This is a genomic window from Streptomyces sp. NRRL S-31 (genome assembly GCF_000718775.1).
Classification (GTDB): domain Bacteria; phylum Actinomycetota; class Actinomycetes; order Streptomycetales; family Streptomycetaceae; genus Streptomyces.
On sequence record NZ_JOCB01000142.1, the window covers coordinates 1 to 17,330 of the forward strand.

A 17,330-nucleotide genomic window follows, 5' to 3' on the forward strand; every position below is an offset into this window, starting at 1 on the left:
GGCCTGGACGAGCCGGCCGCGCGGCAGCCACCACCAGGCCAGGGCGGTGGCCAGGCGGGCCGCCTCGGCCGGGGCGCCGGCGGCGGCGCGGCGCACGGCCTCGTCGAGGGCCGCCCGCAGGTTGCCGGACTCGGCGTCCAGCCGGGCCAGCCAGGACCGCTGCCCGGCGCCGCGCAGTTCGGGCTCGGCGCGTTCGGCGAGCGCGAGGTAGTGGCGCAGGTGCCGGTCGCGTACGGCGGCGAGGTCCTCCATCTCGTGCAGCCGGTCGGTGGCGTACGCGGCGACGGACTCCAGCAGCCGGTAGCGCGGGCCGGTCGGTCCGTCCGCGACCACGACCAGGGACCGGTCGACCAGCCGGGTCACCAGGTCGGCCACCTCGAAGACGGCGACGCCGTCGCCCGCGCACACCGCCTCGGCCGCCTGGAGGTCGCAGCCGTCGCTGAACGCGGCCAGCCGGCGCAGCACGATGCGTTCGGGCGCGCTGAGCAGCTCCCAGCTCCAGTCGATCACCGCGCGCAGGGTCTGCTGGCGTTCGGGCGCGCCGCGCCGGCCCGAGGTCAGCAGCCGGAAGCGGTCGCCGAGCCGGGCCGCCAGCTCGCGCACGCCCAGGGCGCGCACCCGGGTCGCGGCCAGTTCCAGGGCGAGCGGGATGCCGTCCAGGCGGCGGCAGATCTCGGTGACCGCGGCACGGTCGGAGTCGTCGCAGGCGTCGGGGGCGAGGGAGAAGCCGGGTGCCGCGGCGGCGGCGCGCTGGGTGAACAGCCGTACCGCGTCGGCGGTGGGCAGCGGTTCGACCAGGAACACCTCCTCGCCGGGCAGCCCGAGCGGCTCCTGGCTGGTGGCCAGCACGCGCAGACCCGGCGCGGTGCGCAGCAGCAGGGTGGTGAGTTCCGCGGCGGCGTCGACGACGTGTTCGCAGTTGTCCAGGACGAGCAGCATGCGCCGGTCGCGCAGTACGGCGGCGAGGTGGTGCGCGGGCGACCGGGTGCCGGTGCCGGAGACCGGCACGGCGGACGGGGCGTGGTCGCTGATGCCGAGGGCCGCGGCGACGACCTGCGCGAGGTCGGCGGGGGCCGCGCCGCGGACACCGGAGAACTCCACGAACCAGGTGCCGTCGGGCAGCCGCGCGGCGGGCCCGCCGTCGCGCAGCTCCTCGGCCGCCGCCACGGCCAGCCGGGACTTGCCCACGCCGCCGGGACCGGTGAGGGTCACCAGGCGGGCGGCGCGCAGGAGTTCGGCGAGCCGGTCGAGCGCCTCGCGGCGGCCGATGAGGGCGGTGAGCGAGACGGGCAGGTTGGAGGGGGCGGCGACGGCCGCGACGGCGGGACCGGCCCCCGGGTCCGGTCCGGCGGCCGGGGCGGTGTCCGGGTCGGGTCCGGTGTCCGGGTCGGGTCCGGCGGCCGGGGTGGGGCCGGGGTCCGGCCCGGTGGCGGGGGCGCTCGGCGGTATCGCCGTCAGCTCGGGGTCCTGGCGGAGCACCGCCTGGTGCAGCGCGGCGAGTTCGGGGCTCGGGTCGACGCCCAGCTCGGTGACGAGACGCGCGCGCAGGTCCTCGTAGGCGGCGAGCGCCTCGCTCTGCCGGCCCGCTGCGTACAGTGCCCGCATCTGGAGCGCGCGCAGCCGCTCCCGCAGCGGATGCCGGGCCACCAGGCCGGCCAGCTCCCCGGCGAGCAGCACCTGGTCCCCGGCGGCCAGCCGGGCCTCGGCCTGCTCCTCCAGCACGGACAGCCGCTGCTCGTCGAGGCGCCGCACCGCGCCGAGGGCGAACTCCCGGTCGGCGAAGTCGGCGTAGGCGGGTCCGCGCCACAGCTCCAGCGCCTCGGTGAGCAGTGTGGCCCGGGCGGCCGGCTCCGGGACGCCGCGGGCGCGGTCCACCAGCTCGCGGAAGCGGGCGGCGTCCACCTCGTCGGCGTGCTCCAGCCGCAGCCGGTAGCCGGACGGCTGGTGCACCACGCGGTCCCGGCCCAGGGCCCGGCGCAGCTGGGAGACCTTGGCCTGGAGGGCGCCCGCGGGCCGGCCCGGCGGACGGTCGCCCCACAGGTCGTGGATGAGGCGGTCCGCGGAGACCGGGCCGCCGTCGTGTGCGAGCAGGGCGGCGAGCAGCGCCCGGACCTTCGCCTCGGGAACCCTGACGGCCACCCCCTCGTCGTCCCACACCGCCAGTGGGCCGAGCACCCCAAACCGCATGTGCGTCACTGTACGTCACGGAACCGTTCCGGCAGGCGGTCACCGAGGTCAGCCGGGTTCCGGACGGTCCGTAAGCCGGCCGTCAGCGGTTCCGAAGGTTTCCCGAAGCGCCCCGGCGCATGGTCGTGTCCAGCGAGCAGTCGAGGCGGGCGCGGCGGAGGAAACAGCGGCATGACCAAGTACGCGGGCCGGACGGCGGTCGTCGTGGGAGAGCCTGGCCTCCGGCGGCACCGTCGACCTGCTGTTCGCCGATGTCGTGGACACCGCCCGGCCGCTGCTGCCGCGCCTCGGGGACGGCGGCGCGGTCGTGCTGATGACCCCGGCGTCGTCGCCCGCCGCCGTGCACGCGCTCGCCGCCGAGCTGGTCCGCCGCGGCATCCGGGTCAACGCCGTGGCGCCGGGCTGTATCGAGGCGCCGGGCGGCCACGGGGCGCCCCTGCCACCCCTGGGCCGCCTCGGTGCCGCCGAGGAGGTGGCCCGGGCCGCGCTCTTCCTGGCCACCGACGCCACCTTCACCACCGGAGTCCGCTTCCCGGTCGACGGGGGGCTCAGCAGGCCGTGACGACGCGGCCGCCGGAGCCGGGCCCCCGCCCGTCCCACCGACCAGGTCCACCCACCCCGTCCCGAAACCCTGGAGCACATCCATGAGCACCACACCAGAGACCGCGGCCGGTTCGCCGGCGCTGAGCGGCCCCGACGCCCGCGGGCAGGGGGTGGAGCAGCCGCAGAAGCTGCCCATGTTCGCCCTGCTGGCCCTGGCCACCGCCGTCTTCATCACGAGCCTCACCGAGACCCTGCCCGCGGGTCTGCTCCCGGCGATGAGCGACGACCTGCACGTGAGCGAGTCCGCGACGGGACAGACGGTCACGATCTACGCGCTCGGCACCGCGCTGACCGCGATCCCGCTGACGGCGGCCACGGCCGGCTGGCGCCGCAAGCGGCTGCTGCTGACCGCCATGGCCGGTTTCGCGGTCGCCAACACCGTCACCGCGGTCTCCTCCTACTACGGACTGACCATGGTGGCGCGCTTCGTCGCCGGCGTCGCGGCCGGTCTGGCCTGGGCGCTGCTCGCCGGGTACGCGCGCCGGCTGGCCCCGGCGCACCTCCAGGGCCGGGCGATCGCGGTCGCGATGGCGGGCATCCCGGTCGCGCTCTCGCTGGGCGTGCCCGCCGGCACCTTCCTCGGCAAGGTGACCGACTGGCGGGTGGCGTTCCTCGCCATGACCGCGCTGACCGTCGTGCTGCTGGGGTGGATCGCCGCGGCCGTGCCGGACTTCCCGGGCCAGGAGCGCGGCGAGCGGCCGAGGATGCTGCACGCCCTGCGGGTCCCGGGAGTGGCCCCGGTGCTGTTCGTGACGCTGGTCTTCGTCCTGGCGCACACCATCATCTACGCCTACATCGCCACGTTCCTCGACGACCTCGGCATGGGCGGCAACACCGACCTGGTGCTGCTGGTCTTCGGTGCCGCCTCCCTGGCGAGCATCTGGATCGTCGGCGCGCAGATCCACCGGCGGCTGCGGGCGCTGACCATCGCCAGCTCGCTGCTGGTCGCGGTGGCCGCAGCGGTGCTGGCCGTGCTCTCCGACCACACCGCGCTCGTCTACATCGCCGCCGTGCTGTGGGGCCTGGGCTGGGGCGGCGTGCCGACCCTGCTCCAGACCGCCGCCGGCGAGGCGGGCGGCGAGACGGCGGCGGACGCGGCCCAGGCCATGCTCGTCACGCTGTGGAACGTGGCCATGGCGGTCGGCGGCGTCATCGGCGGTGTGCTGCTCGACCTGAGCGGCAGCGACTCGCTGCCGTGGAGCGTGCTGCTGCTCATGCTGCCGGTGATCGCCGTCGTCGTGCTCGCCCGCGGCCATGGCTTCCCCGCCAAGAGGCAGGCCGCGTAGCCGTGTCCGTGGCGCGGCGCACCGCCGCGCCACGGACGGGGGCAGGGGCTCATCGCCCGCCATCACACCAGTGTCAGCACCGGACTGTGGAGCCATGACCGAACAGAGTGGATCGACCCGGACGACGGGGGCGGCGCGGCCGGGACGGCCGGCGCAGCACCCGCTGCACCACGTCGAGTTCGGGTCCGGTACGCCCGTGGTGCTGCTGCACGGCCACACCGTCGACCACCGGATCCTGTTACCGCTGGAACCCGTGTTCGCCGCGCGGCGCGGCTGGCGCCGGCTCTACGTCGACCTGCCCGGCTCGGGCCGCTCACCGCGGCTGACCGGGCCGGTCACGGCCGAGGCCATGGGCGACGCGGTGCTGCGGTTCGTGGACAAGGTCGTCGGCGACGAGCCGTTCGCGGCCGTGGGCATCTCCTACGGCGGTCAGCTCGTCCGCCATCTGATCGCCGAGCGGGGTCCGCGGGTGCTGGGCGCCGCGCTGATCGCGCCGCTGGTCAAGCCGGCCGGTGAGCGCGTGCTGCCGCGGCGGCAGGTGTTCGGCCGGGACGTGGCGCTGCTGGCCGCGCTGGAGCCGGCCGACCGCGAGGTGTTCGCGGGCCTCGCCCTGTACCAGGACGACGCGGGCTGGAGCGCCTTCCGGGACCACGTGCTGCCCGGCATCCGCGCCCACCACCGTGCGGACGCCGCCGCGCTGCTCGGCTCGTACCTGCTCAAGGAGGCGCCGGAGGCCCGGTTCGGCACGCACGACGGCACCCATCTGCTGCTGACCGGCCGCCAGGACCATCTGGTGGGCTGGCGCGACCAGCTGGAGCTGCTGGAGCACTACCCGCACGCGACCTACGCGGTCGTGGACGGTGCCGGTCACCACGTCCACCTCGATCAACCGGACACCGTGCACGGTCTGCTGGGCAACTGGCTCGACACCCTGGCGGTGCGCCGGAACTGATCTCCCAGGGCGTCGGCCCCACTGATCCGACCGCCGAAGGCGTCCCCCGGCCTTCGGCGGTCATCGGCGTGCCTTGAAGTATATTTGTTCATAAACTTTTGACACGTCGACGGCGCTGCCGAGACCGGCCCATCACTATTGGGCCAAGCGGTATTTTCCGGCCTCTGTCCCCCGCTCTTGGGGCCGCCCGCCCGCCCCTGTCCGCGCTGGTCGGCGCGGGAAGTCGTGAAGTACGTACGCCCGACGGACAGAATTGTGGGTCCGAGGGTATTTTGTGGCTCGGGCACATGCACGAGGCACCGGACTCAGCCTGAGCGTTACGAAATACGAGGGGACGTAGCGTTTATGTCGTCGAGTGAGACGCGCATGGCAACGACTGACGGTTCGCGTATGCAGGGGTTCGTAGAGGAAGTATTCCGGTCACTTCACCGAGTGGAACAACATCGTTGGGCGCGGGCGTATCTGTGGGCCCTGATCCATGGCTCCGGCAAGAAGACGCCGCGGCGCATGGCGCGCGAGGACTGCTTACCGCCGGCCGCGCTGCGCGGACTGCACCAGTTCATCAACGCCAGCTCGTGGGACTGGCGGCCGGTGCGCCGCAGGCTCGCCGAGCGCGTCGCCGCGCTGGCGGCGCCCTACGCCTGGACGGTCGCCGAGCTGATCATCCCCAAGAACGGCGGGCACTCGGTGGGCGTGCACCGGCGCGTGGATCCCGCGACCCGACAGGCCGTCAACTGCCAGCGGGCCCTGGGCCTGTTCCTGGCCGGCGGCGGGCAGGCATTCCCGGTCGACTGGAGCCTGGTGCTCAGCGGCCCGTGGGACTGGGACGCCGAGCGCCGGCGGCGCACCCGCATACCGGATCAGGAGAAGGGGCGCCCGGCCGGCTCCTACGTCCTCGACTACGCCACGGACGCGGTCACGCTGCCGCGGGTGGCCGGTCTGCCCTGGGTCCTCGACCTGACGCGCTGCGACGACGCGGCCGGTGTGCTCGCGGGGCTGGCCCGGGAGCGGCTGGACGTGGTGTGCGAGGTCGATCCCGGTCAGGTCGTGCTCGTCGGACAGCACACGCCGACCGTGTGCACGGTGGGCACGCTGATGGGCATCCGGCACGCCCGGCAGCCGCACGTGATCGTGCGGCAGGCCCCGGACGGCCGCACCAAGGTGGTGACGCTGCACACCTACACCGGCACGGTGCGGCTGCCGCAGCTCGCGGTGGGGGCCGACGGGGCCTCGCGCACGTACCGCATCCTGGAGCGGTCCGCCCCCGACGGCAGGCTGCCCACGCGGTACTGGATCACCAGTCTCACCGACCGCCCGGTGGACGAGGTGCTCGCCCTGGTGCGGGGCCGCACCGCCGCCCTGACGGCGGTCTCCATTTTGCAGAATCGGTTCGGCGTCCTGGACTTCGAAGGTCGCTCGTTCCCGGGCTGGCACCATCACATGACGATGGCCTCGGCCGCGTACGTCCACCAGTTCCTCGACGGGGCCCTCGGCGGCGACCGCGTCCTTTCGGCCGCCCCGGCGGCCGGGCCGAGCAGGGTCGCGGGCTGACGGCGTCCGTGGGAGCGGAGACAAGCAGACGATGAGGGGACGGCAAGGGGTGACGAACGTACTCGTGGTCGAGCGGGACGCCTCCGCGGCCGAGGCCGTCGAGCGCGACCTGCGCAGACAGGGCTACATCACACGGAGCGTGCTCACCGGGGCGGCGGCGCTGGTCACCCACCGCGACGCGGACCTGGTGCTGCTCTCGCTGGAACTCGCGGACATGGACGGACTGGAACTGTGCCGGTCGGTGCGCAGCGCCGGTGACACTCCGCTGATCGCGGTGACCGACCTGGACGACGAACTGGAGAGGGTCCTCGCGCTGCGCGCCGGCGCCGACGACTGCGTGGTGAAGACCTGGGGATTCAGGGAGATCGGCGCGCGCATAGAGGCCGTGCTGCGCCGGGCCCGCCGCACCGCGGCACAGGAGAAGAGCATTTCCCTGCGCCCGCTGCACATAGATCCGCGCAGCCGGGAAGTACGGCTGCACGACCGGGTCGTCCCCGTCACGTCCAAGGAATTCGAATTGCTGTACGTGCTGGCCACGCATTCCGAGACGGTCGTGTCGCGGAAGGAACTGATGGCGAAGGTCTGGGGCAGCAACTGGGCCTGCACCAGCCGCACCATCGACACCCATGTGAGCAGCCTGCGGTCGAAACTCGGCAGCGGCCGGTGGATCACCACCGTCCGCGGCGTCGGCTACCGGATGGGGTACGGCGGCGGGCACGCCGCCGACCTGCCGGCCGCGTCCGACACCTTCGAGATGCCCGAGGCGTCCTAGGCCGCCCGGGGCCCCCGGCTGTCCTAGGCCGCTCGGGGCCCCGGCTGTCCTGGGACGCTCGGGGCCCCGTCCTGTCACACCGCCGCCTTCTCCAGCCGCCCGAGGAGGGGGTGCTCCGGGCCCGCGTCGCCGCCGGCCAGGGTGCGCCGGGCCCACCACGCCGACGCCAGGTTGGACGTGAGCAGCACCCGGCCGGGCTCCCGCCGGGCCAGCTCGTCGAGTGCGGCGAGGGTGCCCATGCCGGTACCCGTGAACAGCACGGCGGTGTCGTCGGGGTGGCCGGCCGCCGCCGTGCGGTCGAGTATCGACGCGGTCGTCACCCGGTACGGGTCGTAGTGCGGGCCGCCGTCGGGCGCCGGACCCGCCGGGACCGACACGATGCCGTCGACCGTGAGGCCGGCCCGCTCCCAGAAGGCGCGCGAGGTGTCGGTGAGCCACGGCTGGTACGGCGAGACGAGGGTCAGCCGGCGCACCCCCAGCGCTGCGCACGCGGCCAGGATCGCCTGGGTCGAGGACGTCACCGGGTAGCCCGCCCGCTCGGACAGCTCCGCGCAGAACGCCCGGTCGCCGTCCGGGTCGAGCAGGTAGTGGGAGGCGCTGCACGCCACCACCGCCGCGTCCAGCCGCATGCCGCCGAACCGGCCGAGGGTGTCGGGCAGGACCCGGTTGTAGGACTCCAGCATGTCCCTGAGGCCGAGCCCGGGTGTCGTCGGGAAGCGGGCCGTGTACACGTTCACGCGCCCGCCGAGCAGCGCGCCGAACTCCGGTTCCGCGGTCGGGTTCTCCGGCGGGACGACGAGCCCGAGCCGGGGCAGTGAGAGAAGGTCCATGCAGGGCACGGTAGGCGCGGCACGCCCGCCCGCGCGGGCTATTCGGCGCCTTCTTGCGCACCACCACACCGTTCTTGCACGGCCTGTACTTCTTGACATTCCCTGACACTTTTCCATGGCTTTCTGACGCGGGATTCCTTGCCCGGCACCCGCCGCACCCCGGAGGCTATTGGGCAGCGCCAGACGCATTCGTTCCCGGATTGCGGTTCACCGAACTCTTCCGGAAGCAAGGATGGAAATTCCTTTGCAACAAGGAGTGAACGGAAATGGCAGCAACGGAAAACCATGAGGAACTCGCGGTCCCGCCGCGGATATCCGACGCGACCCTGCGCGACTCCGCGCACATGGCGGGTGTCGAGTTCGGCCCGGACGACGCGGCGGCCATCGCCGGCCTGCTGGTGCGCACCGGGGTCGAGCTGGTGGAGGTGGGCATGGTCTCCGGCCCGGGGTCGAAGGACGCCCCCCTGGTCGAGGCCGTGCACGACGCCGTCGGGCCCGAGCGCGCCATGACGCTGCTCGTGGTGCGGGACCGGCAGCAGGTGGCCCGCGCCCTCGACGAGGCCCGGCGCCTCGGCGTGCGCCACATCATGTACTCCATCCCCACCTCGGAGCAGCACGCCAAGCTGAAGCTGGGCACGCCGAGCGCCAAGTTCCTGCAAGCGCTGGCCCGTTCCGCGATCCAGCAGGCCAAGGAGCGCGGCTTCCACGTCACCTTCAGCGGCGAGGACGGCGCCCGCACGCCCAGGGAGCGGCTCGTCCCCTACGTCACCGCGGGCTTCGAGGCCGGGGCCGACCGGTTCCGGCTCGCCGAGACCGTCGCCTACCTCTCGCCCTGGCAGATGGAGTCGGTGATCGGGGACCTCACCGCGATCGACGGCTCCGAGATCGAGATCCACTCGCACAACATGCTGGGCATGGCGGTCGCCAACTCGCTCGCCGCCGTCCGGGCCGGCGCCCGGTGGATCTCCGCGACCGTCGGCGGCATCGGTGAGCGCGGCGGCAACGCCCCGCTGGCCGAGCTGCTCACCTCGCTGCGGGTGGTGTACGGCGACACCCGCTTCGACCTCGGCCACCTCACCGAGCTGTCCCGGCTCGCCCTCAAGGGCGCCGGTCTCGGCACGGCCTTCCAGTCCGGCCCGACCACACCGCACGCCTTCGCCTACGAGCTGCCCGGCCAGCTCAGCCACCCGGAGGCATACGAGACCCTGCCGGCCGAACTCGTCGGCGGCTCCCGCGAGCTGCGGGTCCGCACCCGGCTGACCCCGGCCCTGGTCAAGTGGGCGCTGGCCGACGCCGCGGACACCGTCGACCTCGACGCCTTCACCGCCTGGCTCATCGGCCGGCAGGAGAAGGAGGGCGGCCCGCTCCTGGACCGGGACGCCATCCGCAAGGCCGCCATCGACTACCAGGCCGCCTGAACCACCGCACCCCCCCCCGCCGATCCACGCACGAGAACGGAGCCCCCACCATGTCCACCGCCACCCTGACCGGCGCCTGCCCCGAGTGCGAGACCGACCTGACCGTGCCGCCGGTCGTCCAGGGCGAGACCCTGTCCTGCCCCGAGTGCATGCTCACCCTGCGCGTCGAGGACGTCTCCGACGGCCGGCTGACGCTCCAGATGGTCGAGGTGCAGCTGCGCGACTGGGGCCAGTGAGATGGGCCGCAGAGTCGCCATCGTCGCCGACCGGATCGCCTGGGAGGAGCGGCAGCTGATCCAGCGCGCGGACGCGCTCGGCCTCCGTGTCGACTGGGTCAACGACGAGTCCCTGTGCCTCGGGGACCCCGCCGCGCCCTCCGTCCGGGACTACGACGCGCTGCTGGTGCGCAGCCGCAGCTACACCCGCGGCGGCCTGGTCGCGAGCCTCGCCGAGGCCGCCGGGGCGCGCACCGTCAACACCGCCCGGGCGATCCACGCCTGCGAGAACAAGGCCGCGCTGCGCACCGTGCTGCGCACGGCCGGCGTCCCCGTGCCGGACTTCCGCCTCGTGCTGTCCCGCAAGGACTTCGAGCAGGCGCTCGCCGAGCTGGAGCTGCCGGTGGTGTTCAAGCCGGTCTTCGGCGGCATGGGCAAGCGGGTCACGCTGATCCGGCACGCCGACACCGCCCAGTCCGTGTACGACTACGTCGAGGACCTCGGCCACGCCTTCGAACAGGCATGTCTGGTCGAGCCGTATCTGGGCGGCACCTCGGTGCGCTGCCTCGTCGTCGGCCGGGAGCTGGTCGGCGCCGCCGAGTTCGCCAGCGGCGGCACCGACTGGCGCAACAACGCGGCCCTCGGCAACGACACCCGCGCCCTCGCCCACGACCCCGACCTCGTCAAGATCGTCGACGCGGTCACCGCGGAGCTGGGCCCCGGCATCTACGGCGTCGACCTGTTCCGCACCGCCGACGGCCACGTCGTCAACGAGGTCAACCACGCCCCCGGGTTCCGGGCCGTGGCCTCGGCCACCGGAGCGGACGTCCCCTCGGCCATCGGCCGCTATGTGCAGGAGCTGCTCGCATGATCCGCGCAGGAGTCGTCGGCGCCTCCGGGCTGGCCGGCGGCGAACTCATCCGACTGATCACCCAGCACCCCGACCTGGAGCTGACCTTCCTCGGCGGCTCGTCGAACATCGGCAGGCGCCCGGCCGAGCTGCACCCGGGCCTGCGCATCGACACCGGCCTGACCGTGCAGCCGGTCACCGAGGACGTCGCCGACCAGGTCGACGTCCTCCTGCTGGCCACGCCCGCCCCGGTCTCCGCCGAGCTGGCCGCCCTGCTCGCCGACCGCGTCCCGGCCGTCGTCGACCTCAGCGGCGCCTTCCGTATCCGCACCCCGGAGCGGCACAGCCGCTGGTACCCGAAGGTCCAGCGGCGCACCGACCTGGCCGACCGGTTCGTCTACGGCGTACCGGAGCTGGTCGGCGACCAGCTGCCCGGCGCGGCACTGATCTCGCTGCCGGGCTGCTACGCCACCGCGATCACCCTCGGCCTCGCCCCGCTCACCCTCGGTCTGGGCCTCGACCTGAAGACCGTGGTGGTGGACGGCAAGAGCGGCTCCAGCGGCGGCGGCCTCCAGCTGCGCACCGCCGACCTGCACCCCTTCCGCAGCGGCGCCATCGCACCGTACGCGCCCACCGGCCACCGGCACGCGGCGGAGGTCACCGACTTCCTGGAGCGCGGCAAGCCCGGCTCGATCGGCTCGCTGAGCATGTCGGCGTACGGCGTCTCCCATGTGCGCGGGCTGCTCACCAGCAGCTACGTCTTCACCGACGGCGAGGTCGACCAGCGCACGCTTCAGCGGGCCTACCTGCGCTTCTACAAGGAGCACCGGTTCGTGCGGGTGCGCCGGCACACCGAGACGCTGATCCCGGTGCCGGACCCGCAGGCGGTGCTCGCCTCCAACTACTGCGACGTGACGGTGCTGCACGACGAGGAGGGCGGCCGGATCGTCGTCCTCGCCGCCCTGGACAACCTGGTCAAGGGCGCGGCCGGACAGGCCGTGCAGGCGGTGAACCTCCGGTTCGGACTGCCCGAGGAGACGGGCCTGACGATGCACCCGGTGATGCCGGCATGAGTACGCGGCACACATCCCGGGAGGCGCCGGCCGTCGTGAAGCTCGGCGGCAGCGCCGTCGACGGCCTCGACGGGAGCTGGTGGGACGATCTGGCCCGGCTGGGCCGGCGGCGCCCGCTGGTCCTGGTGCACGGCTGGTCCAAGCCGCTGCGGGAGCTGAGCGCCCGCCACCGCGAACCGTCGGCGATCCTGCGCGACCGTTACGGCAACCAGAGCCGCTGGACCACCCCCGAGGTCATCGAGGACATCAAGACCGTCAGCGCCCGGCTCGGCGCCGACGTCCTCCAGCGCCTTGAGGAGCGCGGCCTGCGGGCCGGACGGCTGCTCGGCAGCGACGGACTGCTCGCCGCCGGCGAGGCCGAGCGCTGGTGGTGGCGGGAGAAGCAGCTGGTCGAGCTGGAGAACCTGGTCGGCCCGGTCACCGGCGCAGACCCCACCCTGCTGAAGGACCTGGAGCCCGGCGAGGCCCGGCTGGTCACCCCGCTGGCCCGTAATGCCGCGGGCCGTGAGGTGAACACCGACGCCGACCGGGCCGCCGCCGCCCTCGCCGGTGCCGTCGGCGCCCCCGACCTGGTGCTCGTCACCGACGTCGCGCACCTGCTGATCGACGGCCGGCCGGTCCGCGAGATCAGCGCCGAGGCCGCCGCCGCGTTCCGCGACAAGGGCGCCACCGGAGGCATGCGCAAGAAGCTGCGGGCCGCCGGCGAGGCCCTGGAACGCGGTGTGGAGCGGGTCGTCATCGGCAGCGCGCCCGTCACCGACCTGCTCGACGCCCGCACCGGCACCGTCATCACGCGAACGTGAGGAGTACGCACGTGGCGCAGCCCCGTGTCCTGGTCGTCAACAACGGAACCCTGTCCCTGCCCCAGCTGCGCCGCCGCTTCGAGGAGCTGGGCTCGGCCACCGACGCCGTCGACGCGGCGTCCGTCCCCGACCGCGTCGACGGCCGCTACCAGGCGATCGTGCTCAGCGGCACCAAGGTGCGGGCCTACGACCAAGAGCACTACAAGCCGCTCGTCGACCTCGTCATGACGTCCCGGGTGCCGGTCTTCGGCATCTGCGGCGGCATGCAGATCCTGGCGGTCTCGGCCGGCGGCCGGCTCGCCGACGGCCCGCAGCGGGTCGGCGGCTACGAGGTGCAGGTCGACAAGGAGGAACCGCTCTTCGCCTACGTCAAACCGACCGTGACGGTGTTCCACCGGCACACCCTCTACCTCCAGGAGGCCCCCGCGGGCTTCCGCTCCATCGGCCGCTCCACCGACGCGCCCGTGGAGTTCCTGCGCTCCGACGACGGACGCGTCCTCGGCTCCCAGGCGCACCTGGAGTTCCGCAGCGACGGCCTGGAGATCCTGCGGGGCTTCACGCAGCTCTACCGGTGACCGCCGCCGATCCACCCACTCACGAGGACTTGAGAGTTGACATGAGCTTTGTGGCAGACACCCAGGAGCCCGCGTTCACCGTCCACCTGAACGGCAGCGGCGGCACCATCAAAAGCTGGGTGGTCGTCGACACGCTCGTCGACGGCCTGGCCATGGGCGGCGTGCGGATGACCCCCGGCGTCACCGAGGAGGAAGTCCGCGGCCTGGCCCGCGACATGACCGACAAGTTCACGCTCGCGGGCCTGCGCATCGGCGGCGCCAAGGGCGGCATCGTCGCCGAGGGCGGCGACCGCGAGGAGACCTTCCGCACCTTCGGCCGTACCGTCAAACCCCTGCTGCACGGCGGCATCCACCTCGGCATCGACATGGGCGTCACCCCCGCCGACCGGGCCGTCTTCTTCGACGAGGCCGGCTACGACCCGCGCTACCGCCTGGGTGCCCCGGACATGCCCATCGACTGGCGCACCTACTACGAGCCGCTCATCGACGTCACCGGGCACGGCGTCGGCGTCGCCGCGGTCACCGCGCTGGAGGCGACCGGCCGCGGCGAGGCCGCCCGCGTCGTGGTGCAGGGCTTCGGAGCCGTCGGCCGCGCGGTCGCCCGGTTCCTGGAGGACCGCGGCCATGTCGTGGTGGCCGTCGCCGACGTGCGGGGCACCATCAGCGCCGACCGGCTGCCGGTGGCCGACCTGGTCGCCGTCACCGACGAGTTCGGCCGGATCGACCGCGCCCGGCTGCCGCAGCACGTCACCACCTCCGAGGCGCCGGACGCCTGGCTCGACGTCGACGCCGACGTGCTGGTCCTCGCCGCCCAGAAGCACGCGCTGAACGCGCAGAACGCCCACCGGCTGCGTGCCGCCCTGGTCGTCGAGGGCGCCAACCTCGCCTCCGACGCCGACGGCCGGGAGAAGGCCCGGGCCGCCGGCGCCACCCTGGTGCCGGGGGTCATCGCCAACATCGGCGGGGCCGGCGCCGCCGCCCTGGCCGTCACCCGGGTCGTCCCCTTCGAGCTGGCGGCCGACGCCCGCAAGGCGTGGGTCTTCGACTGGATCGGCGACCGGGTGCGGCGCAACACCCGGGCCCTGCTGGAGATCGCGGCCGGCCGGCCGGGCGACCCGCTGCCGGAACTGCTCGCCGTCCGCCGCGAGGAGCGCCGGTGACCGCCCCGGCCGAGGCCCGGCGCCCCTCCCCGGCCGTCCGGGTGTCCGCCGAGGACGCCGCGGAGTACCGGCGGCGCGGCTGGTGGCGCGACGAGACCTTCCTGGACGACCTGGACCGCCAGGCGCGGGAACGCCCGCACAAGCTGGCGATCGCCGCCCGCCGCGTCGCCGAGTCCCGCACCGACACCCTGGACTACGCCGAACTGGCCCGGCTCACCGACCGGTTCGCGCTCGCGCTGCTCCGCCTCGGCGTGCGCAGGGGCGACGTCGTCGCCGTCCAGCTGCCCAACCGGTGGGAGATGGTGCCGCTGATCTTCGCGTGCGCGCGCGTCGGCGCCGTCATCTGCCCCGTCTCCCCCGTCTGCCCCGAGGAGGAGCTGCGCCACCGCCTCGGCCTGACCGGAGCCCGGGTGGCCGTCACCCTCCCCGAGTGGTCCGGCACCCCGCTGGCCGACATCCTCACCCGGCTGCGGGCCGAACTGCCCACGCTCGCCCACGTCGCCGTGGTGGACGGCCCCGTGCCGGACGGCGCGCTCTCCTTCCACGACCACTTCACCGCCGTGGCCCGCGAGGAGGAGCCCGGCGCGGCGGCCGGGCTGGACGGCCTGGCGCTCGGCCCCGACGAGCCGTTCGTGGTGCTGTTCACCTCCGGCACCACCGGCGAGTCCAAGGGCGTCCTGCACAGTCAGAACACGGTGCACTCCGCCGTGCGCGGCTACGTCGACGCCTTCGGCCTCGGCGACGACTGGGTGGCCGCCGTGTCCACCCCGCTCGTGCACTACTCCGGCTTCGCGCAGGGCGTCCTCGCCGGCGTCATGCTCGGCGGCACGGTCGCCTTCCAGGACGTGCGCAGGAACGAGGTGCTGCTGGACCTGGTGGAGCGCTACGGCGCCACGCTGCTGTACGGGCCGCCGGCCACGCTCGCCGACGTCGCCGCCTCCCAGCGGGCCGTCCGGCGCGACACCGGCACCCTGCGGCACGTGATCATCGGCTCGGCCCAGGTCCTGAAGCAGCTCGCCGACGAGGTGCACGCGGTGCTGGGCGCGCGGACGTACTCGCTGTGGGGCATGTCCGAGAACGGCCCGGTCACCATGACCCGGCCCGCCGACCCCGAGGACTGGGCCGCGCACAGCAACGGCCGGGTCATCGACGCCATGCGGATCCGGATCGAGTCGCCCGGCGCCGACGGCACCGGCCGGCTGCGGGTGCGCGGCGCCTCCCTCGCGCTCGGCTACTACCGGCGCGAGGAGGTGTTCGCCGCCGAGTTCGACGCCGACGGCTGGTTCGACACCGGCGACCTGGCCCGGGACGACGGCCGCGGCGGCATCCGCATCGTCGGCCGGGCCCGCGACGCCGTCGTCCGCGACGGGCGGGTCGCGCCCATGACCGAGCTGGAGGCGGTCATCGGCGGTCATCCCGAGGCCGTGGAGGCGGCGCTGGTCGGCCTGCCGCCCGCGACCCCCGGCGCCGACCCGGTGATCTGCGCGGTCGTGGTGCGGCGCGACGAGCGGGGCCCGACGCTGGCGGAGGTCCGCGCCCGGCTGGCGGAGGCGGGGCACGACGAGCGCTTCTTCCCGGACCGCGTCGAGCTGGTGACCGCGCTGCCCAAGACGCTGACTGGCAAGGTCCGCAAGGCCGAGCTGCGCCAGCGGTACGGGACGGGGTGAGCGGCGTGCCCACCCCGCAGGCGGCCCCGCGGCGGGCCGCGGCCGTACCCATGTCGGCGACGCTCGCCGCCGACGCCGCGCTGGAGGAGCGGCGCCGTTCCGGACAGCGCGTACTGCCCATGACCAGCGGCGAGATCGGTCTGCCCGTGCTGCCGGAGCTGCGCGAGCGGCTGGCCGCCGCGGCCGGCGACAACGCCTACGGCCCGGTGGCCGGCGGCCCCGCGCTGCGCGAGGCCGCCGCCGGCTACTGGCAGCGCCGCGGCCTGCCCACCGACCCCGCCCTCGTGGTGGCCGGCCCCGGCAGCAAGGCGCTGCTGTACGCGCTGGTCCTCGCGGTCGGCGGCGACCTGGTGGTGCCCGTGCCGAGCTGGGTCAGCTACGCCGCGCAGGCCCGGCTGGCCGGCGGGCGGGCGCTGCCGGTGCCGATCCGGCCGGGCGAGGGCGGTGTCCCGGACCCCGAGCGGCTGCGCGAGGCGGTCACCCTCGCGCGCGCTGCCGGGCAGGACCCGCGCGCCGTGGTGGTGACCGTGCCGGACAACCCGACCGGCACCGTCGCCCCGGCCGCGACCGTGCGGCGACTGGCCGAGACGGCCCGCGAGCTGGACCTCGTGGTGATCTCCGACGAGATCTACGGCGACCTCGTGCACGACCCCGGCCGGCCCGCCATCTCCCCCGCGGTGTACGCCCCCGAGCGCACCGTCGTCACCACCGGCCTCACCAAGAACCTGGCGGTCGGCGGCTGGCGCACCGGTGTCGCCCGGCTGCCCGACGGCCCCGCCGGGCACGAGCTGCGCACCACGCTGCTCTCCGTCGCCAGCCAGATCTGGTCCAGCCCGCCCGCCCCGGTGCAGACCGCCGCGGCCTGGGCCCTCACCGAACCGCCGGAGGTCACCGGGCGGATCGCGGCGAGCCGCCGGCTGCACGCGACGGTGGCCCGCGCGGCGGCCGGCCGCCTCACCGCGGCCGGCGCCACGCTCGCACCGGTGACCGCGACCTGCTACCTCTACCCGGACTTCGAGCCGCTGCGCGACCGCCTCGCCGCGGCGCACGGCGTCACCGGCGCCGCCGGCCTGGTCCGGCTGCTCGTCGAACGGCACGGCGTCGGCGTGCTGCCGGCGAGCGCCTTCGGTGAACCGGACCGCGCGCTGCGCCTGCGCGCCGCCACCAGCCGCCTCTACGGCGACACCGACGAGCAGCGGACCACCGCGCTGACCGCGCCCGACCCGCTCGCCCTGCCGTGGGTCCGCGAGGGCCTCGACCACCTGGGCAACGCCCTGACCGACCTGACAGCGCCCCGACCCTGACCGCCCGCCGACCGTGTCCCGGCCTTGGCCACGTCCCGACCCTGACCGTTGCCCGCCCCCCCCAACCCCCAACCCGGGGGGGGG

At 74.4% G+C, this 17,330-nt stretch carries 16 protein-coding genes; 14 read left to right on the forward strand and 2 right to left on the reverse strand.

The features are described 5' to 3' along the window. On the reverse strand, nt 1-2,187 hold a 2,187-nt coding region (locus IF37_RS0135820; protein ID WP_030752898.1), incomplete at its 3' end, for a BTAD domain-containing putative transcriptional regulator. Between the two features lie 256 nt (nt 2,188-2,443). Here IF37_RS0135820 and IF37_RS0135825 point away from each other — a divergent pair. The 5 genes from IF37_RS0135825 (at nt 2,444) to IF37_RS0135845 (ending at nt 7,351) form a co-directional block, all read left to right on the forward strand. After that, on the forward strand, nt 2,444-2,749 hold the full coding sequence (locus IF37_RS0135825) for an SDR family oxidoreductase (RefSeq protein WP_253915942.1): 306 nt from the start codon (nt 2,444-2,446) through the stop codon (nt 2,747-2,749). 82 nt (nt 2,750-2,831) lie between these two features. After that, a complete protein-coding gene (locus IF37_RS0135830) occupies nt 2,832-4,076 on the forward strand; it encodes an MFS transporter (RefSeq protein ID WP_030752906.1) in 1,245 nt (414 codons plus the stop codon). A gap of 94 nt (nt 4,077-4,170) precedes the next feature. Then, the gene (locus IF37_RS0135835) at nt 4,171-5,028 is read left to right on the forward strand and encodes an alpha/beta fold hydrolase (protein WP_052845558.1); all 858 of its coding nucleotides are present in this window, start codon (nt 4,171-4,173) and stop codon (nt 5,026-5,028) included. A gap of 390 nt (nt 5,029-5,418) precedes the next feature. Further along, on the forward strand, nt 5,419-6,579 hold the full coding sequence (locus IF37_RS0135840) for a transposase (RefSeq protein ID WP_106981926.1): 1,161 nt from the start codon (nt 5,419-5,421) through the stop codon (nt 6,577-6,579). Nucleotides 6,580-6,628: 49 nt separating this feature from the next. Further along, nucleotides 6,629-7,351 carry a response regulator transcription factor gene (locus IF37_RS0135845; protein WP_253915944.1) on the forward strand — a complete coding sequence of 241 codons (723 nt, stop codon included), beginning with the start codon at nt 6,629-6,631 and terminating at the stop codon, nt 7,349-7,351. A gap of 74 nt (nt 7,352-7,425) precedes the next feature. Here IF37_RS0135845 and IF37_RS0135850 read toward each other — a convergent pair whose 3' ends face one another. Then, nucleotides 7,426-8,181, reverse strand: a complete 756-nt coding sequence (locus IF37_RS0135850) for an arylmalonate decarboxylase (RefSeq protein ID WP_030752916.1) — start codon at nt 8,179-8,181, stop codon at nt 7,426-7,428. A 266-nt stretch (nt 8,182-8,447) separates the two neighbouring features. Between IF37_RS0135850 and IF37_RS0135855 the strand changes: the two genes are divergently transcribed. From IF37_RS0135855 to IF37_RS0135895, 9 genes are read left to right on the forward strand one after another with little or no spacing between them, the layout of a single operon-like run. Then, the gene (locus IF37_RS0135855; protein ID WP_079166043.1) at nt 8,448-9,599 is read left to right on the forward strand and encodes an isopropylmalate synthase; all 1,152 of its coding nucleotides are present in this window, start codon (nt 8,448-8,450) and stop codon (nt 9,597-9,599) included. Between the two features lie 50 nt (nt 9,600-9,649). After that, nucleotides 9,650-9,835, forward strand: a complete 186-nt coding sequence (locus IF37_RS0135860; protein ID WP_030752920.1) for a hypothetical protein — start codon at nt 9,650-9,652, stop codon at nt 9,833-9,835. A 1-nt stretch (nt 9,836) separates the two neighbouring features. After that, complete coding sequence (locus IF37_RS0135865; RefSeq protein ID WP_030752923.1) at nt 9,837-10,685, forward strand: RimK family alpha-L-glutamate ligase; 849 nt, start codon at nt 9,837-9,839, stop codon at nt 10,683-10,685. Further along, entirely contained in the window at nt 10,682-11,737 is a 1,056-nt protein-coding gene (argC, locus tag IF37_RS0135870; protein ID WP_030752926.1) for an N-acetyl-gamma-glutamyl-phosphate reductase, read from the forward strand. The genes IF37_RS0135865 and argC overlap by 4 nt, the downstream gene beginning before the upstream one ends. Next, complete coding sequence (locus tag IF37_RS0135875; RefSeq protein ID WP_030752929.1) at nt 11,734-12,540, forward strand: acetylglutamate kinase; 807 nt, start codon at nt 11,734-11,736, stop codon at nt 12,538-12,540. The genes argC and IF37_RS0135875 overlap by 4 nt, the downstream gene beginning before the upstream one ends. 11 nt (nt 12,541-12,551) lie before the next feature. Next, entirely contained in the window at nt 12,552-13,115 is a 564-nt protein-coding gene (locus tag IF37_RS0135880; protein ID WP_030752933.1) for a type 1 glutamine amidotransferase, read from the forward strand. A gap of 41 nt (nt 13,116-13,156) precedes the next feature. Next, the gene (locus IF37_RS0135885) at nt 13,157-14,275 is read left to right on the forward strand and encodes a Glu/Leu/Phe/Val dehydrogenase dimerization domain-containing protein (protein ID WP_030752936.1); all 1,119 of its coding nucleotides are present in this window, start codon (nt 13,157-13,159) and stop codon (nt 14,273-14,275) included. After that, on the forward strand, nt 14,272-15,942 hold the full coding sequence (locus tag IF37_RS0135890; RefSeq protein WP_030752939.1) for an AMP-binding protein: 1,671 nt from the start codon (nt 14,272-14,274) through the stop codon (nt 15,940-15,942). The genes IF37_RS0135885 and IF37_RS0135890 overlap by 4 nt, the downstream gene beginning before the upstream one ends. A 50-nt stretch (nt 15,943-15,992) precedes the next feature. Continuing rightward, nucleotides 15,993-17,246 carry a pyridoxal phosphate-dependent aminotransferase gene (locus IF37_RS0135895; RefSeq protein ID WP_030752942.1) on the forward strand — a complete coding sequence of 418 codons (1,254 nt, stop codon included), beginning with the start codon at nt 15,993-15,995 and terminating at the stop codon, nt 17,244-17,246. Nucleotides 17,247-17,330 lie beyond the last annotated feature (84 nt).